Source organism: Corynebacterium sp. Marseille-Q2823, from assembly GCF_903645345.1.
In the GTDB taxonomy this organism is placed as follows: Bacteria; Actinomycetota; Actinomycetes; order Mycobacteriales; family Mycobacteriaceae; genus Corynebacterium; species Corynebacterium hiratae.
This window is the reverse complement of record NZ_CAHJXS010000004.1, coordinates 251656-276989: the sequence shown is the minus strand read 5'-3', so window position 1 is coordinate 276989 and position 25334 is coordinate 251656. Positions and strand designations below refer to the sequence as shown.

The 25334-nt window shown below is 58.6% G+C and carries 23 protein-coding genes, 3 rRNA genes and 1 pseudogene; 18 read left to right on the top strand and 9 right to left on the bottom strand.

Translation table 11 applies throughout. The annotated features are described in order from the left end of the window. Window positions 1–53: 53 nt before the first annotated feature. From HWX44_RS06820 to dnaB, 6 genes are all read left to right on the top strand, one after another. Window positions 54–1409 (top strand): glycosyltransferase family 87 protein, encoded by a 1356-nt coding sequence (locus HWX44_RS06820; RefSeq protein ID WP_175973879.1) that lies wholly within the window; start codon window positions 54–56, stop codon window positions 1407–1409. Then, window positions 1406–1588: a hypothetical protein gene (locus HWX44_RS06815; RefSeq protein ID WP_046648791.1), complete on the top strand. Its 183-nt coding sequence runs from the start codon at window positions 1406–1408 to the stop codon at window positions 1586–1588. The genes HWX44_RS06820 and HWX44_RS06815 overlap by 4 nt, the downstream gene beginning before the upstream one ends. A gap of 147 nt (window positions 1589–1735) precedes the next feature. Continuing rightward, window positions 1736–2026 (top strand): 30S ribosomal protein S6, encoded by a 291-nt coding sequence (gene rpsF / locus HWX44_RS06810; RefSeq protein ID WP_175973876.1) that lies wholly within the window; start codon window positions 1736–1738, stop codon window positions 2024–2026. 51 nt (window positions 2027–2077) lie between these two features. Next, on the top strand, window positions 2078–2674 hold the full coding sequence (locus tag HWX44_RS06805; protein WP_175973875.1) for a single-stranded DNA-binding protein: 597 nt from the start codon (window positions 2078–2080) through the stop codon (window positions 2672–2674). Window positions 2675–2720: 46 nt separating this feature from the next. Then, entirely contained in the window at window positions 2721–3173 is a 453-nt protein-coding gene (gene rplI, locus HWX44_RS06800) for a 50S ribosomal protein L9 (protein WP_010187895.1), read from the top strand. 667 nt (window positions 3174–3840) lie between these two features. Then, window positions 3841–5265 carry a replicative DNA helicase gene (gene dnaB, locus HWX44_RS06795; RefSeq protein ID WP_046648794.1) on the top strand — a complete coding sequence of 475 codons (1425 nt, stop codon included), beginning with the start codon at window positions 3841–3843 and terminating at the stop codon, window positions 5263–5265. Window position 5266: 1 nt separating this feature from the next. Here dnaB and HWX44_RS06790 read toward each other — a convergent pair whose 3' ends face one another. The 4 genes from HWX44_RS06790 to HWX44_RS06775 are packed head-to-tail and all read right to left on the bottom strand — an operon-like array spanning window position 5267 to window position 9483. Further along, on the bottom strand, window positions 5267–5731 hold the full coding sequence (locus HWX44_RS06790; RefSeq protein WP_175973941.1) for a VanZ family protein: 465 nt from the start codon (window positions 5729–5731) through the stop codon (window positions 5267–5269). 28 nt (window positions 5732–5759) lie between these two features. Next, window positions 5760–7094 carry an MFS transporter gene (locus tag HWX44_RS06785; RefSeq protein ID WP_175973873.1) on the bottom strand — a complete coding sequence of 445 codons (1335 nt, stop codon included), beginning with the start codon at window positions 7092–7094 and terminating at the stop codon, window positions 5760–5762. Between the two features lie 11 nt (window positions 7095–7105). After that, on the bottom strand, window positions 7106–9277 hold the full coding sequence (locus tag HWX44_RS06780) for a heavy metal translocating P-type ATPase (RefSeq protein ID WP_175973871.1): 2172 nt from the start codon (window positions 9275–9277) through the stop codon (window positions 7106–7108). 5 nt (window positions 9278–9282) lie between these two features. Then, window positions 9283–9483, bottom strand: coding sequence for a heavy-metal-associated domain-containing protein (locus tag HWX44_RS06775; protein ID WP_046648796.1), 201 nt, complete (start codon window positions 9481–9483; stop codon window positions 9283–9285). Window positions 9484–9629: 146 nt separating this feature from the next. Here HWX44_RS06775 and trxA point away from each other — a divergent pair, with 146 nt between their 5' ends. Then, entirely contained in the window at window positions 9630–9995 is a 366-nt protein-coding gene (gene trxA / locus HWX44_RS06770) for a thioredoxin (protein ID WP_046648797.1), read from the top strand. 155 nt (window positions 9996–10150) lie between these two features. Continuing rightward, on the top strand, window positions 10151–10975 hold the full coding sequence (locus tag HWX44_RS06765; RefSeq protein ID WP_049154469.1) for a PspA/IM30 family protein: 825 nt from the start codon (window positions 10151–10153) through the stop codon (window positions 10973–10975). A gap of 115 nt (window positions 10976–11090) precedes the next feature. Here the strand turns inward: HWX44_RS06765 and HWX44_RS06760 are convergent. After that, window positions 11091–12184: pseudogene (locus HWX44_RS06760) on the bottom strand (NYN domain-containing protein). Between the two features lie 225 nt (window positions 12185–12409). On the opposite strand from HWX44_RS06760, the gene HWX44_RS06755 reads away from it, so the two are divergent. Genes HWX44_RS06755 through HWX44_RS06745 form a run of 3 tightly spaced genes read left to right on the top strand, consistent with a single transcriptional unit; the run spans window position 12410 to window position 14567 of the window. Further along, a complete protein-coding gene (locus tag HWX44_RS06755; RefSeq protein WP_175973868.1) occupies window positions 12410–12784 on the top strand; it encodes a GntR family transcriptional regulator in 375 nt (124 codons plus the stop codon). Further along, on the top strand, window positions 12781–13581 hold the full coding sequence (locus tag HWX44_RS06750; RefSeq protein ID WP_175973866.1) for an ATP-binding cassette domain-containing protein: 801 nt from the start codon (window positions 12781–12783) through the stop codon (window positions 13579–13581). The genes HWX44_RS06755 and HWX44_RS06750 overlap by 4 nt, the downstream gene beginning before the upstream one ends. After that, window positions 13581–14567, top strand: a complete 987-nt coding sequence (locus tag HWX44_RS06745; protein WP_046648802.1) for a hypothetical protein — start codon at window positions 13581–13583, stop codon at window positions 14565–14567. The genes HWX44_RS06750 and HWX44_RS06745 overlap by 1 nt, the downstream gene beginning before the upstream one ends. A gap of 42 nt (window positions 14568–14609) precedes the next feature. Here HWX44_RS06745 and HWX44_RS06740 read toward each other — a convergent pair whose 3' ends face one another. Then, window positions 14610–14942 carry a hypothetical protein gene (locus tag HWX44_RS06740; RefSeq protein WP_175973865.1) on the bottom strand — a complete coding sequence of 111 codons (333 nt, stop codon included), beginning with the start codon at window positions 14940–14942 and terminating at the stop codon, window positions 14610–14612. 214 nt (window positions 14943–15156) lie between these two features. Between HWX44_RS06740 and HWX44_RS06735 the strand changes: the two genes are divergently transcribed. The 3 genes from HWX44_RS06735 (at window position 15157) to rrf (ending at window position 20403) form a co-directional block, all read left to right on the top strand. Next, window positions 15157–16674, top strand: a 16S ribosomal RNA gene (locus HWX44_RS06735). A 419-nt stretch (window positions 16675–17093) separates the two neighbouring features. Further along, window positions 17094–20165 (top strand): 23S ribosomal RNA (locus HWX44_RS06730). 120 nt (window positions 20166–20285) lie between these two features. Beyond that, a 5S ribosomal RNA gene (gene rrf, locus HWX44_RS06725) occupies window positions 20286–20403 on the top strand. The 16S, 23S and 5S rRNA genes sit together here, the layout of an rRNA operon. 436 nt (window positions 20404–20839) lie before the next feature. On the opposite strand, the gene HWX44_RS06720 is transcribed toward rrf, so the two are convergent. After that, window positions 20840–21088, bottom strand: coding sequence for a hypothetical protein (locus HWX44_RS06720; RefSeq protein ID WP_070517770.1), 249 nt, complete (start codon window positions 21086–21088; stop codon window positions 20840–20842). A gap of 153 nt (window positions 21089–21241) precedes the next feature. Beyond that, window positions 21242–22294 carry a pseudouridine synthase gene (locus HWX44_RS06715; RefSeq protein ID WP_175973863.1) on the bottom strand — a complete coding sequence of 351 codons (1053 nt, stop codon included), beginning with the start codon at window positions 22292–22294 and terminating at the stop codon, window positions 21242–21244. Here HWX44_RS06715 and HWX44_RS06710 point away from each other — a divergent pair. From HWX44_RS06710 to HWX44_RS06695, 4 genes are all read left to right on the top strand, one after another. Further along, a complete protein-coding gene (locus tag HWX44_RS06710; RefSeq protein WP_175973861.1) occupies window positions 22230–22370 on the top strand; it encodes a hypothetical protein in 141 nt (46 codons plus the stop codon). The genes HWX44_RS06715 and HWX44_RS06710 overlap by 65 nt on opposite strands. A 46-nt stretch (window positions 22371–22416) precedes the next feature. Beyond that, window positions 22417–23313 (top strand): universal stress protein, encoded by an 897-nt coding sequence (locus HWX44_RS06705; RefSeq protein WP_175973859.1) that lies wholly within the window; start codon window positions 22417–22419, stop codon window positions 23311–23313. Between the two features lie 139 nt (window positions 23314–23452). Next, window positions 23453–23713, top strand: coding sequence for a GlsB/YeaQ/YmgE family stress response membrane protein (locus HWX44_RS06700; RefSeq protein WP_010188457.1), 261 nt, complete (start codon window positions 23453–23455; stop codon window positions 23711–23713). Window positions 23714–23781: 68 nt separating this feature from the next. Beyond that, window positions 23782–24390, top strand: a complete 609-nt coding sequence (locus HWX44_RS06695; RefSeq protein WP_175973857.1) for a TetR/AcrR family transcriptional regulator — start codon at window positions 23782–23784, stop codon at window positions 24388–24390. On the opposite strand, the gene yidC is transcribed toward HWX44_RS06695, so the two are convergent. Then, window positions 24347–25333: a membrane protein insertase YidC gene (yidC, locus tag HWX44_RS06690; RefSeq protein WP_175973855.1), complete on the bottom strand. Its 987-nt coding sequence runs from the start codon at window positions 25331–25333 to the stop codon at window positions 24347–24349. The genes HWX44_RS06695 and yidC overlap by 44 nt on opposite strands. Window position 25334: the final 1 nt, after the last annotated feature.

Here is a 25334-nt window from a genome sequence, read left to right as displayed (position 1 = left end):
CCCCGGTGAGCCATCACACTTCTTCGCAGCTTGTGCCACTCTCATCCGAATCGATGACCCGTGGCGCCATCGATGCCCTCGGCGGGCCGACGGGGCGCTTCGCCCGCTCGGCCCATTCTGGTTGGTGGACGCCGCTGCGCGTCATCATCACACTGGCGTGGACGTTCCTGGCGTTTGGATTCTTGAGTAAGGCAACCTGCGCGGGCAGCCGCCGGGGCGAGGACGGCCTCATCAGCCTGAACGGGGATGGTAACCGCCAGTACACGTCCTTTTGTTATAACGACATCGTGCCGCTCTATGGTGGGCGCGGCTTGGATCAACCTGGCTTTCCCTATGCCTACTCCTGGGTGGAGGGAGACCTCACGCGCTACATGGAATACCCCGTTCTGGCGGGCCTGTTCCAGGGCGTCGTCGGCTGGCTGGCGCGCACCACGTATCCGGCCGTCGAGTGGATTGGTATGGCCGAGGTCAGTTGGTACTTTGGGCTGACCACGCTCATCTTGTCCCTCGTGTGGGTAGGCACCGTGGTCATGGTATTCCAGCTCACGGGCAATCGGGCATGGGATACCATTCTCATGGCGGCCAGCCCGCTCGTGGTCATCCACGCCTTCACCAATTGGGACATCCCGTCGGTAGCGTTCATGGTGGGCGCCCTTCTTGCCGTGAAAAAGCGCAAGAACTGGCTCGCCGGCATTCTCATCGGGCTCGGCACGGCGTTCAAGCTGTGGCCCCTGTTTATCTTGGGCGCGTTTCTGGTGTTGGCCATCCGTCACAAGCGGTGGGCGCCTTTCTTCAAGATGTTCGTGGCAACCGCTGTGACGTGGCTCGTGGTGAACCTACCCGTGGCGCTCGCCTACCCCGAGGCCTGGCGCGAATTCTTCCGACTCAATCAAGAACGCGGTGCCGAGTGGACCACGATCTATGCGCTCTTGAGCCGCGTCGCGGGCGTGAGTTTTGAGCCCGAATTCCTCAACACTTTCTCACTCGTGGCGTTTCTGGTGAGCTGCGGGGCGATTGCCATCATGGGACTTAAGGCGCCGCGCGCGCCGCGAGTAGCCGAAATGATCTACCTCATCATCATGGCCTTCCTCATTTTCAACAAGGTGTGGTCCCCGCAGTACTCCCTGTGGCTGGTCGTCCCGGCACTCCTGGCCCTTCCCAGGTGGCGGCTCATCTTTAGCTGGGCGCTTGCCGACGCCCTCCTCTGGCCCATCCTCACCTGGCACATGCTCGGCTCGGAAAATAAGGGTCTGCCGCACGAGATGCTCGATATCGCGGTGCTGACGCGCGATGGCTTCATCATTGCCATCGGTGTGCTCATCATCCGCCAGATGTGGGGCAAGTCTGAGGACAAGGTCCGCGCCGCTCATGGCGGCAGGGACCCGTTGGCGGGGGATTTTGCACGATGACTATCACCATCGTGGGCATCGTCTCCATCACGCTGGGCTTCCTTTGTGTGTTGAGCGCCTACTACCTGTTTCAGCGCTCTCAAGACCGCACCTGGCCGGTTGTGCTGGGCTTGCTGGCTTTGCTGTTTCTCACGGTGATCCCGGCGGGATCGGCGATCTTCGTCGCGGCGACCCACTAGCGGCAGCCGAGAAGATGGGGGATTTCCTTTTCCGCCGGTCAGTGCGGTACTGTGTGAGGGTTGCTTGACGCAACAGACCCTCCTGCCATATCCGCAAAGGTGATATGGCCGATACCAATTACTAGACCATAGGAGGTGATGAGGTCCGTGCGTCACTACGAAGTCATGATCATTCTGGATCCTAACCAGGATGAGCGCACCGTAACCCCGTCCCTAGACAAGTTCCTCGAAACGATCCGCAAGGATGGCGGCAAAGTCGAAAAGGTTGATGTGTGGGGCAAGCGCCGTCTTGCATACCCGATCAACAAGAAGGAAGAGGGCATCTACGCAGTCGTGGAGCTGGAGTGTGAATCCCACTCGGTTCTCGAGCTTGATCGCCGTCTGAACCTGAACGACTCCATTATGCGTACCAAGGTTCTGCGCACCGACAGCAAATAGCGGATACTGGGTTTCGAGCAATCCACGTAACCGATATTAAGGAGTAAAGACATGGCTCAGGGAGATACCAACATTACGGTTGTCGGCAACATTGTGGCCGACCCGGAACTGCGCTTCACCCCAGCGGGTGCCGCAGTGGCAAATTTCCGTGTTGCCTCCACCCCGCGTCGCTATAATCAGCAGACTTCCCAGTGGGAGGACGGCGAGGCCATGTTCCTCACCTGCAACGTGTGGCGCCAAGCCGCAGAAAACGTTGCGGAGACCTTGACCAAGGGCATGCGCGTTATCGTTACTGGCCGTTTGCGCCAGCGGTCTTACCAGACCCGTGAGGGCGAAAACCGCACTGTTTTTGAAATCGAGGTTGATGAGGTCGGCCCGTCCCTGCGTTATGCATCCGCACAGGTTAACCGCAAGTCCGGCAACGGCGGCGGCAACTATGGCGGTGGCCAGCAGCAGGGGGGTGCTAACTACGGCGGCGGCGGCAACCAAGGTGGTTTCTCCGGAAACCAGGGCGGTTTCTCTGGAAATCAGTCCCAGTCCTCTGCCCCGCAGCAGTCTCAGCAGCAGTCGGCTCCGAGTAACGATCCGTGGAATTCTGCACCCCAAGCGGGAAGCTTTGGTGGTGCGGATGCAGAACCCCCGTTCTAAGACTGTCACGCAAGTATTCATTTAACTCAATTGAAAGGCAGGGATCATGAAGCTGATCCTCACCGCTGCCGTTGAGAACCTCGGCGCCCCCGGCGAAATTGTAGAGGTTAAGGACGGCTACGGACGTAACTACCTGCTTCCGCGCGGCCTGGCAATCGTTGCTACCCGCGGTGCTGAGAAGCAGATCGAGGGCATCAAGCGCGCCCAGGAAGCTCGCGCAATCCGCGACCTGGACCACGCACGCGAGATCCGTACCCAGCTGGAGGAGCTCAAGGACGTTAACGTCCCCGTGAAGACCTCCGAGTCCGGCAAGCTCTTCGGCTCCGTGTCCGCTGAGGACATCGTGAACGCCGTTGCCGCCGCTGGCGGCCCGAAGCTGGACAAGCGCATCGTTGTGCTGCCCAAGGGCCTGGTCAAGAAGACCGGCAATTACCAAGTCGAGCTGAAGCTGCACGCTGACGTTATCGGCAAGGTGAACTTCTCGGTCGTCGCTGCCTAAGAATTAAGGCGCACGACGGTCACCCTCCGTTCGCCCGCGTGTGAGGCGCGGCGCCGGTACGCAGGATGTGACCTTATGACAACAGCAAGGCTTAAGGCCGTGCTCCTTTCACTATGTGAGGTGGTGAGAGGAAGCACGGCCTTGCGCCGTTTTACGCGGGGTCGCCTTTTGGGGGATCTCGCACCGCGGAAGGCAGGGAAACGTCGCCAAGCGCGGCCTGTGGATAACTCGCCCAGCCTGTGGATAAACCTGCGTTCAGTTAACGGTGAATTCACTCATGCCGCCATGTGTTAACCCGCTGGTAGCGGCAATATCGGGGTAATGCCCCTACTTTTCCACGGAATTTGTGCGTATTTTCACACCACAGAAAATAGGCTTTGACCTGCAGGAATAATCTTCGATGGTCACAGCGTTGCAAAGTTATCCACAGCCCTGACCTCTGGCTTTGTACGCCATGTCTTTGCTGACCTGGGAATTCCACAGCTCTCTGTGGATAACTGTGAGAGTTATGCCCAAGGGGTAGTGTCTTGACCCTCGGCTACACTGTTGTGTACTACGCGCGGTTGCCGCTTGGCACTGCATCGAAGCCTGGCCGTCCGGCGCGGAGAAGAGTGAGAACTTCAGGAACGGCCAGGGTGGGACTAATGAACGGTGGGATTGATGAGCAATGACTAATGCCAGTTTTGACGACGACCACGTTCCACCGCCGCCGGAGCCGGTAGAGGAGGAACCTCGCCGCTCTTACCGGCAGGAAGAACCGAAGCGCTACGGCGAATTTCGCCAGCCGCCCGCGGACCGCGAGGCCGAACAGGGCGTTCTCGGCGCCATGCTCCTGAGCCCGAATACAGTCATGGAGGTCATTGAGGAGCTGGAGCCGGAGGACTTCTACTATCCTGCGCACACGCTCATCTACCAGGCCATGATCGATCTTTACGCGGCAGGCACGGATATTGACGCGGTGATTGTCGCGGCCCGTCTCGATCGCTATAACAACCTCGAGCGCGTTGGCGGTGCGCCCTACCTGCATACCCTGCTGGCCACGGTGCCCACTGCGGCTAACGCCCGCTACTACGCGGAGATTGTCGCGGAGAAGGCGGTGCTGCGCAAGCTGGTGGACGCCGGAACCAGAGTCGTCCAGCTCGGCTTCCAGGGCTCTGAGGACATGGAGATCGAGTCCGTGCTGGACCGCGCCCAGCAGGAAGTCTTCGCGGTGGCGCAAAAGAAGACGACCGAGGATTACCGTGCGCTGAGTGATCTCATCGACCCCACGATCGATGAGCTCGCCGCCCTGCAACAAAACGGAGTGGAGTCGGGCGTGCCCACAGGGTTCATCGACCTCGACAACCTGACCAATGGCCTGCGTGCCGGCCAGATGATTATCGTCGCCGCCCGCCCTGGCGTGGGCAAGTCCACGCTGGCCATGGACTTCATGCGCTCGGCCTCCCTGCAGCACAACAAGACTTCTGTCGTTTTCTCCCTGGAGATGTCCGCCTCCGAGATCGTCATGCGCCTGTTGTCAGCGGAGGCGGAAGTGAAGCTGTCGGATATGCGCGGTGGCCGCGTGTCCACGGAGGATTGGGCCAAGATCGATGACACCCTCAACCGCATCCAGGATGCGCCCCTGTTCATCGATGATTCCCCGAACCTCACCATGATGGAGATCCGCTCGAAGGCCCGCCGTCTGAAGCAGCAGCACGGGCTCGACCTCATTGTGCTGGACTATATGCAGTTGATGTCTTCGGGCAAGAAGGTGGAGTCCCGCCAGCAAGAGGTCTCAGAATTCTCGCGCCAGCTCAAGCTGTTGGCCAAGGAGCTCGAGGTGCCCCTCATCGCGATTTCGCAGCTGAACCGTGGTCCAGAATCCCGTACCGATAAGAAGCCGCAGCTGGCGGATCTGCGTGAGTCCGGCTCGCTGGAGCAGGACGCCGATATGGTTATGCTGCTCTACCGCCCGGACTCACAAGACCGCGATGATCCCCGTGCCGGTGAGGCGGATATCATCCTGGCTAAGCACCGCGGCGGCCCGATCGACACGGTGAAGGTCGCGCACCAGCTGCACTACTCCAAGTTCGTGAACATGGCGCACGGCTAAATTACAGGTCCACCACGGCGTTGGGGTCACCCAACCGTGGGCCGAGGATGACCAAGACCAGGAAGACCGCAGCCGCGGCGAGCGCCAGCCACCGCCACACCGGGAAGAAGCGCTCGCCGCACAGCCTGGCAAACCCTGCGCCGATGAGTGCGCCGAGGGTGTTGAAGATGAGGTCATCAATATCAGTGCGCCCGAGCGCGAAGGCATACTGCGCTGTTTCCAGTGCCAAGCTCAGCGCGAAGCCCCATGCGGCAGTGGCCTTGACTGACCGGCACATGCTGAAGACGAGCATGCCAAAAGGAATGAAGAAGGCGGTATTGCCCGCATACTCAAAAAGCGGGCCAAACCAGGTGCCGCCGGAGAACTCATCAAGTGGCAGCAAGCGTAGGTCACGGACCCGCTGGTTCTCCGGCTTCCAAAGGTAGCCAATCTGGTAGAACGGCTTGAGCGTGGTGAGCGCGACCATGACCCCGACCCACGCGCCGAGGGCGGCCCTATTGAGCAAGGGCCCGCCCCTTGAACTCTGGCAGGGTCAGCGCCGCGAAGGCCGCGATGCCGAAGGCTGCTGCAAAGAGCACGAAGAGCCAGCCCGTTCCCGCCACCGCGATGAGCGGCGGAACGATAAGCGGTGCCAGGATGGAGGCGAGTCGGCCGAAGCCCGCGGCAGCACCGGTACCGCGCCCGCGCAGGGCGGTGGGGTAGAGCTCCGGGCCGATGGCGTACAGCGCACCCCACGCGCCAAGGTTGAAGAAGGAGAGCAGGCAACCGGCCAGGATGATCATGGCTTCAGTGTTAGCGAAACCAAAGAACCCGGCCGACAGGGCGGAACCCACGAGGAATATCGCTAGGGTCGAGCGGCGGCCCCAGACCTCAATGAGCCAGCCGGCTGCGGCGTAGCCGGGTAGCTGGGCGAGGGTGATAATCAGCGTGAAGCTGAAGGACTTCACCAGGGAGAAGCCATCCGCGACAAGCAGTGACGGAATCCAAATGAAGGCGCCGTAGTAGGAGAGGTTGACGCAGAACCAGATGGTCCACAGCGCCAGCGTGCGCCCGCGCAAGGACTTTGACCAAATGCTGGTGGCGGTGACATCTTCCTCGGAGTAGGTCGGTGCCGGGGTCGTGCGGTCAATGTCCGCCTCGTCTACCTCGGCCTCAAAGGACGCGACGATTTCTTCTGCTTCCTCGTGGCGGCCTTTCGACTCCAGGAAGCGCACTGATTCAGGCAAGTGAAGGCGTACATAGAGAGCGTAGAGCGCGGGCACCATGCCGAGCGCTAGGGCCCAGCGCCAGCCGCTTTCCGACGCCCCCACCACGAACGTTCCAATTACGGCAGCGAGGATCCACCCCACCGCCCAGAAGGCCTCCAGCAGAACGACCATGCGCCCGCGCACCTTGAGCGGTGCGAACTCGGAAATCAGCGTGGAGGCCACCGGCAGCTCAGCGCCGAGGCCAAGTCCGATGAAGAAGCGCAGGATGATGAGGAGTGTAAGGCCTGTTGCTAGGGCGGAGGCGCCCGTCGCGAGGCCATAGACCAGCAGGGTCAGAGCAAAGATGTGGCGGCGGCCGAACTTATCGGCCAAGAGGCCGCCGAAGGTGGCGCCCAGGGCCATGCCGATGAAGCCCACGGACGCCAGCCATGAGGACTGGGTCGGTGTGATCCCCCAGTGCACGGCCAAAGCGGCCATGATGAAGGAGATGAGGCCCACGTCCATGGCGTCGAGCGCCCAGCCGATGCCGGAGCCAAAGAGGAGACGTTTGTGTTTTCCAGTGACGGGAAGGCGGTCGAGCCTTTCCGTGCGTGAGATAGAGCGATGATCAAGACGATTCATGCAGGCTAAGCTTACTCCTCGGGGGTAAAGCTTTTCAGCCGCAGAGAATTGGTCACCACAAAGACTGAGCTCAGGGCCATTGCCAACCCCGCCAGTAGGGGGTTGAGCAGCCCGAACGCTGCCACGGGAAGAAGAATAATATTATAGGCGAAGGCCCAAAAAAGGTTGCCCTTGATGATGCGCAGGGTACTGCGCGCGAGCCGCACCGCCTCTGCAACGGAGCGCAGGTCGTTGTTCATCACCGTGATGTCGGAGGCCTCGATGGCCACGTCGGCTCCCGCACCCATCGCGATTCCGAGGTCCGCCTGCGCGAGCGCCGCGGCGTCGTTGACGCCATCGCCCACCATGGCCACGGTCCGCCCCTGCTCCTGCAGTCGAGCGATAGTCTCTACCTTGTCTGCGGGCATGACCTCCGCTGTCACGTTGGCATCATCAATGCCAACGGCCCGCGCCACTGTATGCGCCGCGCCGGCGTTGTCCCCGGTGAGTAGGTGGGGTGTAAGCCCTAGCTTGTGCATTGCGGCGATGGCGGCGGCGGAGGATTCCTTGATGCGATCCTGTAGCTCGATGGTTCCCACCAGGTCATCGTCCGCGTAGACGCCCACCTGCGTCCCGGTGCCGTCATAGCCCGCAGGCGGCCGGCCCACCCGCACCCGGGAGCCCTCAATCGTTGCTTCGATTCCCTGGCCGGGAAGCTCGTGGAAGCCCTCGGCCGCGGGGAGCTCATCGTCGTAGGCTGTGCGGATGGCTCGTGCGATGGGGTGCTCGGAACCCTGTTCCGCGGCGGCCGCGAGGCGGAGAACTTCCTGCTGCGTGCGTCCTGCCGTAGGTTGGACTGCTCCCACCGACATCTGGCCTTCGGTGATGGTGCCGGTCTTGTCCAGCACGATGGTGTCGATTCGGCGCGTCGATTCCAAAATCTCCGGGCCCTTGATGAGGATTCCCAGTTCGGCGCCGCGTCCGGTGCCGACGAGGATTGCGGTGGGCGTCGCCAAGCCCATGGCGCACGGGCAGGCGATGATGAGCACAGACACGGCGGCCACGAAGGCCGGGGCGACGCCGCCGACCCACAGGTGCGCCAGGAGCGCGAGGATGGCGATGCCGATGACGATGGGGACAAAGACGGCGGCGATACGGTCCGCGAGGCGCTGGACCGGTGCCTTCGAGGTCTGGGCTGCAGTGACGAGCGCACCCATCTGGGCCAAGACGGTGTCGGACCCGACGCGGGTGGCGCGCACCTCAAGACGTCCAGAGGTGTTGATGGTCGCGCCCGTTACCGTGCTGCCGGGAGAAACCTCAACCGGCATTGACTCGCCGGTGAGTAGGGATTCGTCCACGGCCGAATGACCGCTGAGGACCACGCCATCGGTGGCGATCTTCTCGCCGGGGCGGACAACAAAAACATCGCCTACGCGGAGCTCGCTGGCAGGAATGCGGGTTTCGGTACCGTCGCGAAGCACAGTGGCTTCCTTAGCTCCCATGGTCAGCAACGCGGTGAGCGCCTCGGAGGATCGCCCCTTAGCTTTGAGCTCAAACCATCGTCCAAGCAGCAGGAACGTGATAACCATGCCGACGGACTCAAGATAAATATGGTCCATCTGCGCGTCATTGGAGTGCAGCGTCATGTGCATGGTCATGCCGGGCATCCCGGCATCGCCGAAGAAGAGCGCGTAGAGCGACCAGCCAAAGGCGGCGGTGGTGCCCAACGTGATGAGAGTATCCATCGTGGCGGCGCCATGCTTGAGATTGGCCCAGGTGGCCCGGTGGAAGGGTGCTCCGCCGATGACATAGACAAGCGTCGTGAGCATCAAGCAGGCCCACTGCCAATGCTGAAACTGCAGGGCCGGGACCATGGAAAGCAGCATCACCGGCAGTGAGAGCGCCGCGGAGAGCAGGGTGCGCTGCAGGATGTCGGAGGCTTCGCTCTCGCGGGCGTCCTCCGCCGTGCTTGCCGACGCCTCCCCCTCACCATCCACGGTGAATGCTCCGTAGCCTGCGCCTTCGACGACGTCGATGAGATCGGCAGGCGTCGTCGTTGCAGGGTCATAACTCACGGAGGCGGACTCCGTAGCGAAGTTGACCGTGGCTTCAACGTTGTCGAGCTTGTTGAGCTTGCGCTCGACGCGGGAGGAACACGACGTGCAGGTCATCCCGGTGATGCCGAGGGTGAGACTGGTAGTCATGCTGTTTAGGCCAACTCGTAGCCGGCTTCGACGACGGCGGCGGCGACTTGGTCGTCGCTAAAGCCCTCCCCGGTCACGGTGACGGCGCCGGTGGTGTGGTCGGCCGTAACGTCGGTGACGCCACTGATCTCTGAGATCTCTTCCTTGACGGAAAGCTCGCAGTGGCCACAGGTCATGCCGTTAACGGTGTAGGTTGTGGTGCTCATGGTGGATCCTTCTCCTTACCTTGGGGGTTAATGCCACTGTCGAGGATATACCCCCCTGGGGTATGTGGGCAAGGAATAATCGAGTCTTGTGTACCGTTGGGGGTTGATAGAACCGAGAAATATCCCCGAGACTGATAGGAAAAGACATGGCAACGATTGACATTACTGAGGACACGTTCCAGGAGACCGTTTCCGGCGACGGCATTACGCTCGTCGATGCTTGGGCGGAATGGTGCGGCCCGTGCAAGCGCTTCGGCCCAGTCTTTGAGAAGGCATCTGAAGAGCACCCCGATGCCACGTTCGCCAAGCTGGATACCGAGGCCAACCAGGAGCTATCCGCGAAGCTGCAGATTCAGTCCATCCCCACCTTGATGGTGTTCCGCGATGGCATCCTGGTCTTCCGCGAGGCTGGTGCCCTGCCGCCGGCGGCACTGGAGGATCTCATTGGCCAGGTTAAGGCCCTCGACATGGACGAGGTCCGCGCCCAGGTGGAGAGCCAGCAGGCGGAATAGAACTGGTTAGTCCTTGTCTGCGGCGGGGCCCGGCGGCCTGCCGCGCGCGCTTTCCTGTGAGTATCGCTACACTCGCAGGAAAGCGTCTTTTTATATAGGGCACCAATAAGAGCTGCATTAACTACTGCTGCAGGAACCACAAAGGAGTGAGTGCGATGGCAAATCCATTTAGCAAAGGCTGGAAGTATGTGATGGCTTCTTTCGATCAGAAGATCGATGAGAATGCTGACCCCAAGGTCCAGATCCAGCAGGCCGTGGAAGGCGCGAAGAAGCAGCATCGCGAGATTTCCGAACACGCAGCGGAGATTATTGGACGCAAGACCCAGTTGGAAATGCAGCTCAACCGCCTGGTGAAGACCCAGCAGGATTACCAGGATCAGACCCGCCGGGCGCTGGAGTTGGCGGATGCCTCTGAGGATCCGCAGAAGGCCGCCGAGTACAACCAGGCGGCAGAGGTCGTGGCGAGCCAGCTGGTCGCCGTGGAAAACGAGCTGGCTAACCTGAAAACGCAGCACGAGGCGGCTAGCCAGGCTGCCGAGCAGGCGAAGGCACAGCAGCAGCAGTCGGAGGCCCGCCTGAAGGAGCAGCTGGCACAAGTCGACCAGTTGCTGTCCCAGGCAGATCAGGCAGCGATGCAGGAAAAGAACGCCGAGGCGTTGAACTCAATGAACGAGCTCAAGCCGGATGATTCCACGCCGACCTTGGACTCGGTGCGCGCCAAGATTGAGAAGCGCTACGCGGATGCGCTCGGCGCCCAGGAGCTCCATCAGGCGGCGGGTGGTAGCCGCATTCAGGAAATTACGGCCGCGGGCCACGACATGGCCGCCACGTCCCGCTTGGACGAGATTCGCGCCGAGATGGCCAAGAGCAAGGAGCTGGAAAGCTCGCCCTTCGCCAGCGACCAAGCGCTTGAGGCCGGCGCCGAAGCTGATGCTAGTGATGCCAACGCCGAATCGGACACCGCCGAGGACAAGCAGTAGCCACTGCAAAGCACGCCACTGTACAGAAAAGGGACCTTCTAGAGCGGGGCGCGCAGCGCGGCCGGGGTGTTTCAGCACCCCACGCTCTCCAAGGTCCCTTTTGGCGGTTTTCGGTTTAGCTATCTTGGCGGCGGATATTGATGAGCACGCCGCGGATGCCCGAGTGAAAGCCATCGCGCAGGTTGACGCGCTGGGTTTCTGTCAGCGTGTACTCGTGCAGCGTTTCGCAGGCGAATTGCAGTAGCGGGCGATCGATCTCCGGTGGCAGGCCGCCGCCGGAGAGCAGATGGGCCTGATCGCGCTGGTCGGCGCTCGCGGCGTTGTCGAACCACCACGAGGCATATTGTTGCCCCACGTCAAAGGGGGACTGGAAGCCTGCGGAGCTCACACTCTCGGGGGGGACATTCGACGCGGCGCGCGCACATCATCGACGTTTGTGCAGCTGTTTGGGGCCGAGCTGTCGGCCGCGCCCGCATCCTTCGCCTGGCTCGGAGCTCTTGTCGGAGGGACGCTCTCTTCTGCGGAGGCATCGGCGCAGCCGATTCGGATGAGGCAGTCGCGGCAACGCCGTCGCGGCGGCAGAAGTCGGGCGGGCGGCGGGGAGGCGAGCGTTGCGCGTGCTCGTCTCCTGTCCATCGGTGGCACGGCTCGCCTGCTGCGTCTCGTCTGAGGCTCGCGCGATGGCGGCGCGCTCGAGGACCCTCATTGCATCGGCGAATTTCCCGGATGATGGTGGAGAGGCGCACGCCGAGACATCGAATCCCAGCCAAAGCCATAGAGGTGTACGCGCACGCCGTTGTTCACGGCTTCTTGGACGCCGGGAATCATGTCGGCATCGCCGGAGACCAAAACAAAGTCCGTGACTTGGCCCTTCATGGCGGAGACGATCATGTCGGCGACAAGGCGGGTGTCCACGGCTTTCTGTGTGCGACGCTCGCCCCACTCGATGAGCTGGCCGGTGCGTAGCTGGACGCCGTCGCAGACGCGCAGTGCGCGTTGGTAGCGGTGGGGGCCGGTATCCGGGATTCCGTCATACCAATATTGGCGGTGAACGCGGTTGCCCACCTGGGTTTCAATCATCGAACCGAGGGAGCTGACCACTTCGGGTAAATCAATCTCTAGCTGGGCACGGGCGCCCGTCTCCCAGGAGTTATAGAAACTGGCGAGTAGATATGACGTGTCAACGAAGACAAGTGTTCGTTCAAGCATGGCTCCTAAATTCCGTTCTATTTTTTCTAACTAATTTTCTTAGGTCACTTCTGTGAGGTCTTCCAGCCTACGGCCGGTGTAGTCCAGTGTGCCCCATTAGTCACAAAACGTCGATAACCTTGAGGAAATTCCCAGGTCAAAGATATGGAATGGGGAAACCTTGCCCTGGTCGAGTGTTGGTTATATGGTTAGTTACATGAGTAACCAACCAGCTAAGGGGTCTGCATGGACAACTCCGCGCAGCCGCTCTTTCGTCAGATAGCGGTGCTCATCGAGGACGCCATCATCGAGGGCACTCTCGCCGAGGGTGCCCAGGCACCGTCCACGAATGAGCTCGCCGCCTTCCACAGCATCAACCCCGCCACTGCCCGAAAGGGCCTGACCCTCCTCGTGGATCTCGGAATCCTCGAAAAACGCCGAGGTATCGGCATGTTCGTCACCTCTGGTGCCGCAGACCTTATCCGGGCGCGGCGTCGCCAAGAATTTGCAGCCGAGTACGCCGCGCCGCTTATCGACGAAGCCGTGCACCTGGGCTATACCCGCCAGCAACTCCACGACCTCATCGACCTTGTCGCAGAAAGCCGAGGACTCTACTCATGATTTCCACCCCGCACTTCACCTTCGACAACGGCCTTACACACGGCCTCGTCGGCCCCAACGGCATTGGCAAGACCACCCTGCTGCGCAAGATTGCTGGCCAGCTCGGCGGCTCCAGCATCAAGGTCGACGGCGACAAGCCCTACGACAATGAAAAAGTCCTCAACAAGGTTGTCCTCATGGGCATAGACAACCCACTGCCTGCAGGCTGGAATATGAAGAAGGTCTTCACGGTATGCAGCCTGCGCTGGCCCACCTGGAGCAAGACGCGCGCCGCGGAACTGGTCGAGCGCTTCGAGCTTCCGATGAAGAACTACTCGGGTCTTTCCCGTGGTCAGAAATCGGCCGCGAGCTTCATCGTTGCGGTGGCTTCGGGGGTGCCGTACATGCTTCTCGACGAGCCCTACCTCGGCCTCGACGCCGCTAAGCGGGAGGTTTTCTATGACGTCCTGCGCGAGGAGCATGGCCGCACCATTATCGTCTCCACCCATCACCTCAACGAGCTGTCCGGTTTGCTCGATACCGTAGCCCTGATGGGGGACAACCCCTTGTCCGGCCCCATCGATGAGTTCATCGAGGGTGTCGTCCAGCTCACTGGCTCTGCCGAAGCCCTCGATCGCGCGCTGGGGCGCCTGCAGCTCCCGGTGCTTGAGCGCGAAACCTCAGCCGTCGCTGACCGTGTGCTTGTCGACGCCCGCCCCAACCACACCGCCAACGTCTTTGCCATGGCCCAGGAAATGGGGCTTCGCGCCACCGAGGTATCCCTCGAACAGGCAGTTCTGGCATTGGGGGAGGCGTGATGAAGCTTTATAGGCATATGGCGCTGAGCTGGATCAGCTTCTTCTACGCCTTGTGGATTGTCATCCTTCCGGTGCTGGGAATGGACCGTGGGCAAGGCTGGGCCATCGGGTATTCACTCCTTATGGCGCTCCAGCTCTACCTGGTCCAGCCTGACTTCTCGCGCTACCTCACCTTTGGTCTCAGTACGCGCGTCTGGAACGGGCACCGGCGAATCAATGCCTCCCTGGCGCTTTTGCTCCTTCTCGTCAGCGCACCCTGGGCTTTCCCGTGGTGGGTCCTCATTGCGCCGGCGCTCATGTGGGTGGTGTGCATGACGAAACGCTTTGAGCCATCACGACTGACCACTGGCTCCCTCATCGTAGGCAGCGATGGTGATTCTTCGACGGGCTGGTTCTCAGCGTCCCCGGTCTCCCAGATTGTGTTGCGCCCTCAAGCTCGCGCGTGGATGTGGGCTGCATTCGGTATAGCCATCGCAACTGCGATAAACATCGTGGTGAGCAAGCTGTGGGATAAGGGTGTGGGCATCGTAGGCGCCATAGTCACGTTGATTGTCCTGCCGCTAGTGGCTGACGCGGTTCGCAGCTCGATGAAGGATGCGGTGACCTTTGGCGTTCCACGCGCGGCCTGGTCCACAGCGACGTTATTGTGTACCGCGATTCCAGTGGGCTTGGGAGCTGTCACTGATGTGGTGACGTTGATGTGGACCGGAAGCCTCGCCGGATTCACCATCGTTCCCCTTGCAATGGCTGCCGTTCTCGTGAGCTTTGCGATCACCGACAAAGAGACATGGCCCTATACGGCTGTCACGGTCGGAGCCATTGCTGCTGTCTTGCTTGCGTGGCTACTTAACTCTGAGATCTCTGTGTGGTGGACGCTCACAGGGATGGCAATCATCTACGTCGTGTGGGTTGCCGCGTATCCCCGGATGGCTAAAAAGACCAACGTGTTTAGCCCGGGCCTTATGGGCTGGTTTGGGGCACACTGAGTGCCATCCAATGTCTGCGTTAAAAGGTTGTTTTAGTGCACTTCAAGAAGGGGTAAAAACCTTCATTGAAGTGCATATTTGTGTTTTATCAAGGCCGTGTGTAACTTTATATGAGTCAGCGCGACCGACAGCGCCCCACAGGAACTGAGGTTCTTGGAGAGTGGCGGTAGGAAAACAGGCCCTGACAACAAATATTTTCTTTACTCGCAGTACTGCGTTTCGCTCAAGGCGGGCCGTATGACTGTGTGGTGACGATGTCTGAGAACTCAATAGTGTGCCAATGTACTTTTTTGTTGGTTGATTTTTATCATTTTGGCTGTGATACGTCGTATGCGTATCGCGGTTGGTGTATGCCGGATGGCGCTTTTCTTTCAAGCGGCGTCATTGTAAATAATATTAAGTTGTTTGGGCATATGGTTGAAATCTTCTAACTGGGCCAGCCTCCTTTTTGCCCCGTCGGGTTGGGGGTTGGTTGGATTTTTTCTTTATGTAATTTTTGGATAGCCAGTCCGTGTGGTGTGTGCGTGATGTGTGCGCATCATGCGGTGTGGTTTGTCTGTTTGTTAGGTTTGGGCTTTTCACGGCCTTTTTTGTGGAGAGTTTGATCCTGGCTCAGGACGAACGCTGGCGGCGTGCTTAACACATGCAAGTCGAACGGAAAGGCCAGTGCTTGCACTGGTACTCGAGTGGCGAACGGGTGAGTAACACGTGGGTGATCTGCCTTGCACTCTGGGATAAGCTTGGGAAACTGGGTCTAATACCGGATATGAACCGTCTTTAGTGTGGTGGTTGGAAAGTTTTTTCGGTGCAAGATGAGCTCGCGGCCTATCAGCTTGTTGGTGGGGTAATGGCCTACCAAGGCGTCGACGGGTAGCCGGCCTGAGAGGGTGTACGGCCACATTGGGACTGAGATACGGCCCAGACTCCTACGGGAGGCAGCAGTGGGGAATATTGCACAATGGGCGGAAGCCTGATGCAGCGACGCCGCGTGGGGGATGACGGCCTTCGGGTTGTAAACTCCTTTCGACAGGGCCGAAGCTTGTTGTGACGGTACCTGTATAAGAAGCACCGGCTTCCTACGTGCCAGCAGCGGCTGTAATACGTAGGGTGCGAGCGTTGTCCGGAATTACTGGGCGTAAAGAGCTCGTAGGTGGTTTGTCGCGTCGTCTGTGAAATTCCGGGGCTTAACGTCGGGCGTGCAGGCGATACGGGCATAACTTGAGTGCTGTAGGGGAGACTGGAATTCCTGGTGTAGCGGTGAAATGCGCAGATATCAGGAGGAACACCGATGGCGAAGGCAGGTCTCTGGGCAGTTACTGACGCTGAGGAGCGAAAGCATGGGTAGCAAACAGGATTAGATACCCTGGTAGTCCATGCCGTAAACGGTGGGCGCTAGGTGTAGGGGGCTTCCACGTCTTCTGTGCCGTAGCTAACGCATTAAGCGCCCCGCCTGGGGAGTACGGCCGCAAGGCTAAAACTCAAAGGAATTGACGGGGGCCCGCACAAGCGGCGGAGCATGTGGATTAATTCGATGCAACGCGAAGAACCTTACCTGGGCTTGACCTCCACTAGATTGCTGCAGAGATGTAGTGTCCCTTGTGGGAGGTGTACAGGTGGTGCATGGTTGTCGTCAGCTCGTTTCGTGAGGTGTTGGGTTAAGTCCCGCTACGAGCGCAACCCTTGCCTTATGTTGCCGGCATATGGCTGGGGCCTCATGAGAGACTGTCGGGGGTAACTCGGAGGAAGGTGGGGATGACGTCAAATCATCATGCCCCTTATGTCCAGGGCTTCACACATGCTACAATGGTCGGTACAACGCGCAGCGACACTGTGAGGTGGAGCGAATCGCTGAAAGCCGGCCTTAGTTCGGATTGGGGTCTGCAACTCGACCCCATGAAGTCGGAGTCGCTAGTAATCGCAGATCAGCAACGCTGCGGTGAATACGTTCCCGGGCCTTGTACACCCCGCCCGTCACGTCATGAAAGTTGGTAACACCCGAAGCCAGTGGCCTAAACTTGTTAGGGAGCTGTCGAAGGTGGGATCGGCGATTGGGACGAAGTCGTAACAAGGTACCCGTACCGGAAGGTGCGGGTGGATCACCTCCTTTCTAAGGAGCATATTTTTTGGCACCAGTTGGTGTCTTTTAGCCGCACTTTTGTTGTGTGGCTGGTGGTTGAGTGAACAAACGTTTTACTGCCACCGCATAATAATCGGGTGGAGATACATCTTAACTGGGATGATGGATTAGCTAACGCGTTGAAGAGTACTTGGTGCATTGTTGGGTGTCTGGGGCATTGTTCCCTGGTTGTAACCCGCACGAGTTTCAATGGCTGCTTAACCTTTTGTGGTGTGGTTGTTTAAGTTGTGTGGGGTGTTGTGTGAGAACTGTATAGTGGACGCGAGCATTAAACCATGTGCTTGTTACTGTCACTTTTTGTGTGGTGGCAATGTGTGTGGTTTGTGTGATTTCTTTGTTCTTTTTGTGTTTTGTGTGTTCACACCAGCACAGTTTGTTGTGTTGGTTGTGTGTTCGTTATTTAGGGCGCATGGTGGATGCCTTGGCATGCTGAGCCGATGAAGGACGTGTAAGGCTGCGTTAAGCCTCGGGGAGTTGTCAATAAAGCGTTGATCCGAGGATGTCCGAATGGGGAAACCTGGCACCTGTTATGGGGTGTTACCCTTCAGTGAATTCATAGCTGTTGTGGGGGTTTACGCGGGGAAGTGAAACATCTCAGTACCCGTAGGAGAAGAAAATAAAATATGATTCTGCTAGTAGTGGCGAACGAACGTGGATGAGGCTAAACCGTGTGCATGTGATACTTGGTAGGGGTTGTGTGTGCGGTGTTGTGGGCCCCAATGTAAATCAGCTACCACTGGTTTGCTTGTGTGTTGTTGTTAGGTGAAGTGGTGTGGAAACGCCTACCGTAGAGGGTGATAGTCCCGTAGTTGAAGGCTTCAGCACATGGGTTGTTGGGTTGCCCGAGTAGCAGCGGGCTCGTGGAATCTGCTGTGAATCTGCCGGGACCACCCGGTAAGCCTAAATACTCAGTGTGACCGATAGTGTATTAGTACCGTGAGGGAATGGTGAAAAGTACCCCGGGAGGGGAGTGAAATAGTTCCTGAAACCATGTGCTTACAATCCGTCAGAGCACTTTTTATTGTGTGATGGCGTGCCTTTTGAAGAATGAGCCTGCGAGTCAGCGGCATGTCGCGAGGTTAACCCGTGTGGGGTAGCCGTAGGGAAACCGAATCCTAATGGGGTGTTTTAGTGGCATGTCCTGGACCCGAAGCGGGGTGATCTACCCATGGCCAGTGTGAAGCAGTAGTAAGATGCTGTGGAGGCGCGAACCCACGTAGGTTGAAAACTGCGGGGATGAGTTGTGGGTAGGGGTGAAAGGCCAATCAAACTCCGTGATAGCTGGTTCTCCCCGAAATGCATTTAGGTGCAGCGTCGCATTAGCTTGGTGGAGGTAGAGCTACTGGTTGGTTGAGCGGGACTACAATCTTAGCAATGTCAGCCAAACTCCGAATGCCATCAATTGTGTTGTGCGGCAGTGAGACTGTGGGGGATAAGCTTCATAGTCGAGAGGGAAACAGCCCAGATCGCCGGTTAAGGCCCCTAAGGGTGTGCTAAGTGGAAAAGGATGTGGGATCGCGAAGACAGCCAGGAGGTTGGCTTAGAAGCAGCCATCCTTGAAAGAGTGCGTAATAGCTCACTGGTCGAGTGGTCCTGCGCCGACAATGTAGTGGGGCTCAAGCACACCGCCGAAGCCGCGGCAAACTTTTTGTTTGGGTAGGGGAGCGTCGTGCATGTGTTGAAGCGTTACCGTAAGGAGGCGTGGAGTGTGTGCGAGTGAGAATGCAGGCATGAGTAACGAATTGGAAGGTGAGAATCCTTCCCGCCGGATGACTAAGGGTTCCTGGGTCAAGTTCGTCTTCCCAGGGTGAGTCGGGACCTAAGGCGAGGCCGACAGGCGTAGTCGATGGACAACCAGTTGATATTCTGGTACCCGTATATCCGCGCCCATGATAAAGCACTGATACTAACCACCGCGGATACGAATTGTGCACTCTTTGAGTGTGTGGTTTGTTGATGTCGTGGGGCCTGATGTGTGGTTCAAGTGATGGGGTGACACAGTGTAGTAGCCATGCCGCTTAGTGGATTGTTGGTGTAAGCGTGTGAGGTGGTGTGTAGGCAAATCCGCACACCGTGTAAGCCTGAGGCGTGATGCGTAGCCCTTGTTGGGGTGAAGTTGGTGATCTAGTACTGTCGAGAAAAGCCTCTAGCGATGTGGATGTATGGCCCGTACCCTAAACCGACACAGGTGGTCAGGTTGAAAATACTAAGGCGTTCGGGTGAACTGTGGTTAAGGAACTCGGCAAAATGCCCCCGTAACTTCGGGAGAAGGGGAACCACACGACTTAAACACTCCTTGCGAGTGTGGTGGGTTGTGGGGTCGCAGAGAATAGAGGGAAGCGACTGTTTATCAAAAACACAGGTCCATGCGAAGACGTTAAGTTGATGTATATGGACTGACGCCTGCCCGGTGCTGGAAGGTTAAGAGGACCGGTTAGTCACCTTTGGTGGCGAAGCTGAGAATTTAAGCCCCAGTAAACGGCGGTGGTAACTATAACCATCCTAAGGTAGCGAAATTCCTTGTCGGGTAAGTTCCGACCTGCACGAATGGCGTAACGACTTCTCTGCTGTCTCAACCACAGGCCCGGTGAAATTGCACTACGAGTAAAGATGCTCGTTACGCGCGGCAGGACGAAAAGACCCCGGGACCTTCACTATAGCTTGGTATTGGTGTTCGGTTCGGTTTGTGTAGGATAGGTGGGAGACTATGAAGCGGCCACGCTAGTGGTTGTGGAGTCGTTGTTGAAATACCACTCTGATCGGATTGGATGTCTAACCTTGGCCCATGATCTGGGTTGGGGACAGTGCCTGGTGGGTAGTTTAACTGGGGCGGTTGCCTCCCAAAATGTAACGGAGGCGCCCAAAGGTTCCCTCAGCCTGGTTGGCAATCAGGTGGTGAGTGTAAGTGCACAAGGGAGCTTGACTGTGAGACAGACATGTCGAACAGGGACGAAAGTCGGGACTAGTGATCCGGCACCTACTTGTGGATGTGGTGTCGCTCAACGGATAAAAGGTACCCCGGGGATAACAGGCTGATCTTCCCCAAGAGTCCATATCGACGGGATGGTTTGGCACCTCGATGTCGGCTCGTCGCATCCTGGGGCTGGAGTAGGTCCCAAGGGTTGGGCTGTTCGCCCATTAAAGCGGCACGCGAGCTGGGTTCAGAACGTCGTGAGACAGTTCGGTCTCTATCCGCCGCGCGCGTTGAAACTTGAAGAAGGCTGTCCCTAGTACGAGAGGACCGGGACGGACGTACCTCTAGTGTGCCAGTTGTTCCGCCAGGAGCATGGCTGGTTGGCTACGTACGGAAGGGATAACCGCTGAAAGCATCTAAGCGGGAAGCCTGTTTTAAGATGAGGTTTCATTTAAGGTCCCCCAAAGACGCCGGGGTTGATAGGCCAGACCTGGAAGCACTGTAAAGTGTGGAGGCTACTGGTACTAATAGACCAAAACAAACACACACACCCCCTTTGTGGAGTGTGTTGACAACAAACACAACAGTTAATTAATCACACTGTCGCTTGCGTCCACTACACAGTATCTGACACAACACCAGCAACCAGAATTTGCCCCGTGTGTTTGTCGGTGGCCTATAGCAGCAGGGAAACGCCCGGTCCCATTCCGAACCCGGAAGCTAAGCCTGCTAACGCTGATGGTACTGCAACCGGGAGGTTGTGGGAGAGTAAGAAACCGCCGACACCAAACAACAAACCATAACTCAATACACCAAGCCCGCCACCGTTGAGCAACCACTCAACGGTGACGGGCTTCATCATCGTTTTCGCACACAGCCTACAAGCGCAGACCCGCAACCACAGACCTGCGTGCTGCACATCCACGTCCGCGCTTATAGACCGCAAGGGATCCGAGCACGGGTCATACGCGCTAATTATCCCAAGCACAAAGAATCCGCCGCCGCCCAAACAAGCAACACAGCTTTGTCGGCTAAGCACACTCATCGCCAGACCATTTGCCGGCTACAGCACCCGTGGACATAGGCACATCCGTCCAAGTTATGGGCTTGCCTCGTAAAGAACATAGAACATCAAAAATAGCCCCCAGCCGCAGCAAATGCGGGCCGAAGGCTAACTCTACAGGAAACAGGAAAAGGCGCTGTCTTTGGTGACGGTGGTACTTAGCCCTTCTCGCAACCGCGGGTGTCATGCAAACCGCACTGAGGGACGCCCAGGAACGAAAGGGCGATCGATGAGAGCGTGACTGGAATAGCGATAATGTCGTAGAAGGGGGAGTCGACGACGAGTTCATTGAGATCGGTGGACGATCCTTGTCGAGCGTTGTTCACTAGCCCGTCCTCAGCGGTCGCTGTGGGGCTTGCCGTGAGCATAAGTGCAGCGGCACCGATGATAGCTAGGGGCTTCTTCATCGTGTCAGTTCCTTTCGGATAGGGAAGTATAGGGGTGTCCTAGGCTATCGGACCAAGATGTCAATGGCAATGGTTTGGTACCGTTCTAATTCCGTCCCCATTCTTTGGCAGCAGTATTGCCTGGCTCAGCCGTCATGGGGTTTGGAGCCAAAACTACGGGCGAAGAAGATTATGGGTATGTAGGGGTAATTGCGAGTGAAACTCACGGGTATAGCCGGTTACGGGGTCGGTAAAAGAAATGTGCGTCGCCGTCAAGTGCATGGGAATTCGCATGTCTTCGGCTTCTGCCGGGTAGATGACGGGGTAGATGGGGTCCCCAATAATGGGTATGCCAGCCTGAAGCATGTGCAATCGGAGTTGATGCGTCTTTCCGGTCTGCGGCTTCAAGGTGTACTTCGCGAGCTCTGGTAGTGAACCGTGGATGGACTCGTAGGGGGCCTTATCTACCGGCTCCACGCCGGCGACCTCGGTGATGGCATTGACTTCCCCCTCGACGATGCGGCCTTGCAGCTCCCCCGGGGTCTTCTCCATACGGGAGCGCCAAATGGTGCCTGGGGAGACGTCGGCAAGCGGCGCGATGGCCTCGTAGGTCTTGTTTACGCGGCGCTCGGCAAACAACGTTTGGTAGGCGCCCCGGACGGAGCGGTCCTTCGTAAAGACGAGGATGCCGGAGGTAAGCCGGTCGAGACGGTGCGCGGGAGATAGCTCGTTGTTTCCCGTCATCCGGCGCAGGCGAACGGTTGCAGTCTCTGTGATGTGCCGGGCGCGGGGCATGGTGGCCATAAAGGGCGGTTTGTCGACGACCAGGAGGTGCTCGTCCTCAAAGAGGATTGGTATGTCGTATGGGACGGGAGTTTCGGGAGCCGGCATGCGGTAGAAGTACACCACTGCGTTGGTGGCGAGAATACTATCAGGGCGAAGAGGGGAACCATCTTGGCGCACAACTTCGTCTGCGTCGAAGCGGGCCTGTAGCGCGGCCTCGTTGTCGTCGGGGTGACGGTGGCGCTGAGTGACGATGAGGTGGTGAATGAAGTTCCACGCGGTAATCGGACCTTCAGGCACGCGGGCGTGGGTGGGGTTTAGCCCATCACGGATAGGAAGTGGTGTTGCGCCACGCCTTTTTTGCGATATTCTTTGACCCATGGATTTTAACTCTATTCTCGCACCCGTCATCGATTTCTTCTCTAATGGTATCGGTGCCGTCATTCGTGACATTGTCGTGGCCGCCTACAACATCCTCTTCCCTGCGAACGCGGACGCTGCTACCGCCCCACAGGTCTAGTAATAGGTATTAGACTGGAAGTGTAAGCACTTCGAAAGGAAAGGTCATGGCAAAGGAAGACATTGTCGTCGTAGCCGTTGATGGTTCGGAAGCGTCGAAGAACGCCGTCCGCTGGGCTGCTAATACCGCGGTAAAGCGGGGTATCCCGCTGCGTATTGCATCGAGCTATACGATGCCGCAGTTCCTCTACGCCGAAGGCATGGTTCCGCCGAAGGAGCTTTTTGATGACCTCCAGGCGGAAACCCTAGAGAAGATCGAGGATGCCCGCGCCGAGGCCCACAAGGTTGCCCCGGATCTGAAGATTGGCCACACCGTGGCTGAAGGTTCCCCGATCGACATGCTGTTGGAGATGTCCAAGGACGTCACCATGATTGTCATGGGCTCCCGCGGTATGGGCGGTCTTTCCGGAATGGTCATGGGTTCGGTTTCTGCCTCCGTGGTTTCCCACGCCTCCTGCCCGGTGGTCGTAGTCCGTGAGGATAACCACGTCACTGAGTCCACCAAGTACGGTCCGGTTGTCATCGGCGTCGATGGTTCCGAGGTTTCCCAGAAGGCAACCGATTACGCCTTCAAGGAAGCCGATGCCCGCGGCGCGGAGCTCATTGCCGTTCACACCTGGATGGATATGCAGGTGCAGGCTTCTCTGGCCGGCCTCTCCGCTGCGCAGGCCGAGTGGGCTGAGGTGGAGAAGGAGCAGGCAGAGCTGCTGACCGAGCGCCTAGCTGAGTTCCAAGAAAAGTACCCGGAGGTACAGGTCAAGAAGGTTATTGCCCGCGACCGTCCGGTCCGTGCGCTGGCAGATGCTTCTGAGGGCGCCCAGCTTCTCGTCGTGGGTTCCCACGGCCGTGGTGGCTTCAAGGGCATGCTGCTTGGCTCCACCTCCCGCGCGCTACTGCAGTCCGCTCCGTGCCCGATGATGGTGGTTCGTCCGGACTCCGAGTAACCTTCGCATAACCCCGTAATAACGATTCGGGCCCATTTATTGGATATATGGTGGGCCCGGGTCGTTTTGGTGTTTTAACGCGTACGGTGGGGAGCACGTAAATAAAAGCTATTTACTGTTATTAGAAGGAGAGAGTGACATGGGACTTGGTCTCGGTTTCTTTGGTTCGATTGTTGTTGGCATCATTGCGGGCTGGCTCGCTGAGAAGATTATGAAGCGCGATCAGGGGCTGTTCACTAACCTCATTGTTGGTGTTATCGGTGGCCTGATTGGTGGCGGCTTGCTTGCGCTCTTTAATAAGAGTGTTGGTGATAGCTGGTTCCTTATGATTATTACGGCAACGGTCGGCGCCTGTATCCTGCTGTGGATTGTGGGAGCCATTACGGGCCGCAAGAAATAATAATTCGCATACATACCGGTTTGTCTATATTGTGTAGATGAACCGGTTTTGTCATGTGAGGAGAAGAAATGGCCGAAAAGAAGTCGCGACGCAATCGTCCGAGTCCGCGCAGCCGACTGCTCGAATCCGCCACGCGGCTCTTTACCACCGAAGGAATCCGCGTGATCGGCATCGACCGCATCCTGCGTGAGGCGGACGTCGCTAAGGCATCGCTGTACTCCCTCTTCGGCTCTAAGGACGCCCTCGTTATCGCGTACGTTGAGGCCCTCGATGAGGAGTATCGCGCCGATTGGCAAAAGCGCACCGAGGACGCGACAGACCCGGAAAGCAAGATCCTGGCCTTCTTCGACAAGGCCATCGAGGAGCAGCCCTCCATGGAATTCCGGGGCTCGCACTTCCTCAACGCTGCGGGCGAGTATCCGCGGCCAGAAACTGATGCCGAGCGCGGCATCGTGGCCGCCTGCGTCGAGCACCGCACGTGGATGCACTCCACGGTCACAGCACTCCTCAACACCAAGAATGGCTACCCCTCAGAGGAGCAGGCGAGCGAAATTCTCATCTTCCTTGATGGCGGGCTTGCCGGCGCACGCCTTACCCGCGACGTCGTCCCGCTCGTAACAGCCAAGCAGCTGGCTATTCGGCTTCTGTCGGCCCCTCCTGCCGACTATTCGATTTAACAATCTTTCGTGCCTCCGCCACGATCTCCGAGTGGCGCTTGCGGTTAGCGGCGAGCTCTTCCTTGTGCCCCGGCTCCTCTTTGAGCCGCTGCTTGGCCGCTTTCTTTTCCCGCTTCTTCTCCTTGGTGCGCCAGCGCTGGATGCTAGCGCGGCGCTGCTCGTGGACGGCCTCCGGCAGCGGGTAGCGCTTGCGCAGAATGATTTCGTACACGCCCGTCTGTAGCAGGGTGAAGAGGTAGGAACAACCCCAGTAGAAGATGATGGTCACGGGGATGGGGCCGTGCCAGGCCACCATCCACAACATCCACGGGATAAGAACCACCATGAGGGCCATAAACCACAGCAAGCGGCGAGGGATCTTTTCGTCGAAAAGCGTGGTGAGGTAGCCGCGGTAGAGCGTAATGAGCGTGTTGAGGGAGGTAAACACGAGTGCCGCGATGAGCATGGGCAGGACCAAATCACGGTGCTCGCGGGCGAAATCGGTGAGGGGAACGCCGAAGACGGTGGAGGCGCGGAAAGAGGAGACGTCGTCAAGCGTGAGCATTCCCACCGGCTCATGCGTGGAGCCAGAAACCCGGAGCACCACCTGGTAGAGGCCAATAAAGGCGGGAATGATGAGGAAGGCTGGGAAGCAACCCACTAATGGATTGTGCTGAAAGCGCTTCTTGAGATCGCGCTGCGGCGTAAGGACGGCGACGGCCTCATCGACGGTGTCGGCCCGAGCGAGCTGCGCGTTGAGCTCGGTCATCTCTGGGCGCATGAGGGCTCCGATGCGGCCTTGCTTCACGGAAAGCCAGTTCAGCGGTGCGATGAGCCCGCGGACCGTCAGCACGAGGAAGACGATGGTGAGGATCCATGACATGGAGCCGGAGAAGAAAGCACCTAACAGGAGGTGCCAGAGTTTCATGATTCCGGAGACCGGATACATGAAAATTTCGATCATC

Coding starts and splice junctions, on each gene's coding strand:
- HWX44_RS06820 (WP_175973879.1), top strand. CDS start 54: ATGACCCGTGGCGCCATCGATGCCCTCGGCGGGCCGACGGGGCGCTTC.
- HWX44_RS06815 (WP_046648791.1), top strand. CDS start 1,406: ATGACTATCACCATCGTGGGCATCGTCTCCATCACGCTGGGCTTCCTT.
- HWX44_RS06805 (WP_175973875.1), top strand. CDS start 2,078: ATGGCTCAGGGAGATACCAACATTACGGTTGTCGGCAACATTGTGGCC.
- rplI (WP_010187895.1), top strand. CDS start 2,721: ATGAAGCTGATCCTCACCGCTGCCGTTGAGAACCTCGGCGCCCCCGGC.
- dnaB (WP_046648794.1), top strand. CDS start 3,841: ATGACTAATGCCAGTTTTGACGACGACCACGTTCCACCGCCGCCGGAG.
- HWX44_RS06790 (WP_175973941.1), bottom strand. CDS start 5,731: ATGGTCGCGCTCACCACGCTCAAGCCGTTCTACCAGATTGGCTACCTT.
- HWX44_RS06785 (WP_175973873.1), bottom strand. CDS start 7,094: ATGAATCGTCTTGATCATCGCTCTATCTCACGCACGGAAAGGCTCGAC.
- HWX44_RS06780 (WP_175973871.1), bottom strand. CDS start 9,277: ATGACTACCAGTCTCACCCTCGGCATCACCGGGATGACCTGCACGTCG.
- HWX44_RS06775 (WP_046648796.1), bottom strand. CDS start 9,483: ATGAGCACCACAACCTACACCGTTAACGGCATGACCTGTGGCCACTGC.
- trxA (WP_046648797.1), top strand. CDS start 9,630: ATGGCAACGATTGACATTACTGAGGACACGTTCCAGGAGACCGTTTCC.
- HWX44_RS06765 (WP_049154469.1), top strand. CDS start 10,151: ATGGCAAATCCATTTAGCAAAGGCTGGAAGTATGTGATGGCTTCTTTC.
- HWX44_RS06755 (WP_175973868.1), top strand. CDS start 12,410: ATGGACAACTCCGCGCAGCCGCTCTTTCGTCAGATAGCGGTGCTCATC.
- HWX44_RS06750 (WP_175973866.1), top strand. CDS start 12,781: ATGATTTCCACCCCGCACTTCACCTTCGACAACGGCCTTACACACGGC.
- HWX44_RS06745 (WP_046648802.1), top strand. CDS start 13,581: ATGAAGCTTTATAGGCATATGGCGCTGAGCTGGATCAGCTTCTTCTAC.
- HWX44_RS06720 (WP_070517770.1), bottom strand. CDS start 21,088: ATGAAGAAGCCCCTAGCTATCATCGGTGCCGCTGCACTTATGCTCACG.
- HWX44_RS06710 (WP_175973861.1), top strand. CDS start 22,230: ATGGATTTTAACTCTATTCTCGCACCCGTCATCGATTTCTTCTCTAAT.
- HWX44_RS06715 (WP_175973863.1), bottom strand. CDS start 22,294: ATGACGGCACCGATACCATTAGAGAAGAAATCGATGACGGGTGCGAGA.
- HWX44_RS06705 (WP_175973859.1), top strand. CDS start 22,417: ATGGCAAAGGAAGACATTGTCGTCGTAGCCGTTGATGGTTCGGAAGCG.
- HWX44_RS06700 (WP_010188457.1), top strand. CDS start 23,453: ATGGGACTTGGTCTCGGTTTCTTTGGTTCGATTGTTGTTGGCATCATT.
- HWX44_RS06695 (WP_175973857.1), top strand. CDS start 23,782: ATGGCCGAAAAGAAGTCGCGACGCAATCGTCCGAGTCCGCGCAGCCGA.
- yidC (WP_175973855.1), bottom strand. CDS start 25,333: ATGATCGAAATTTTCATGTATCCGGTCTCCGGAATCATGAAACTCTGG.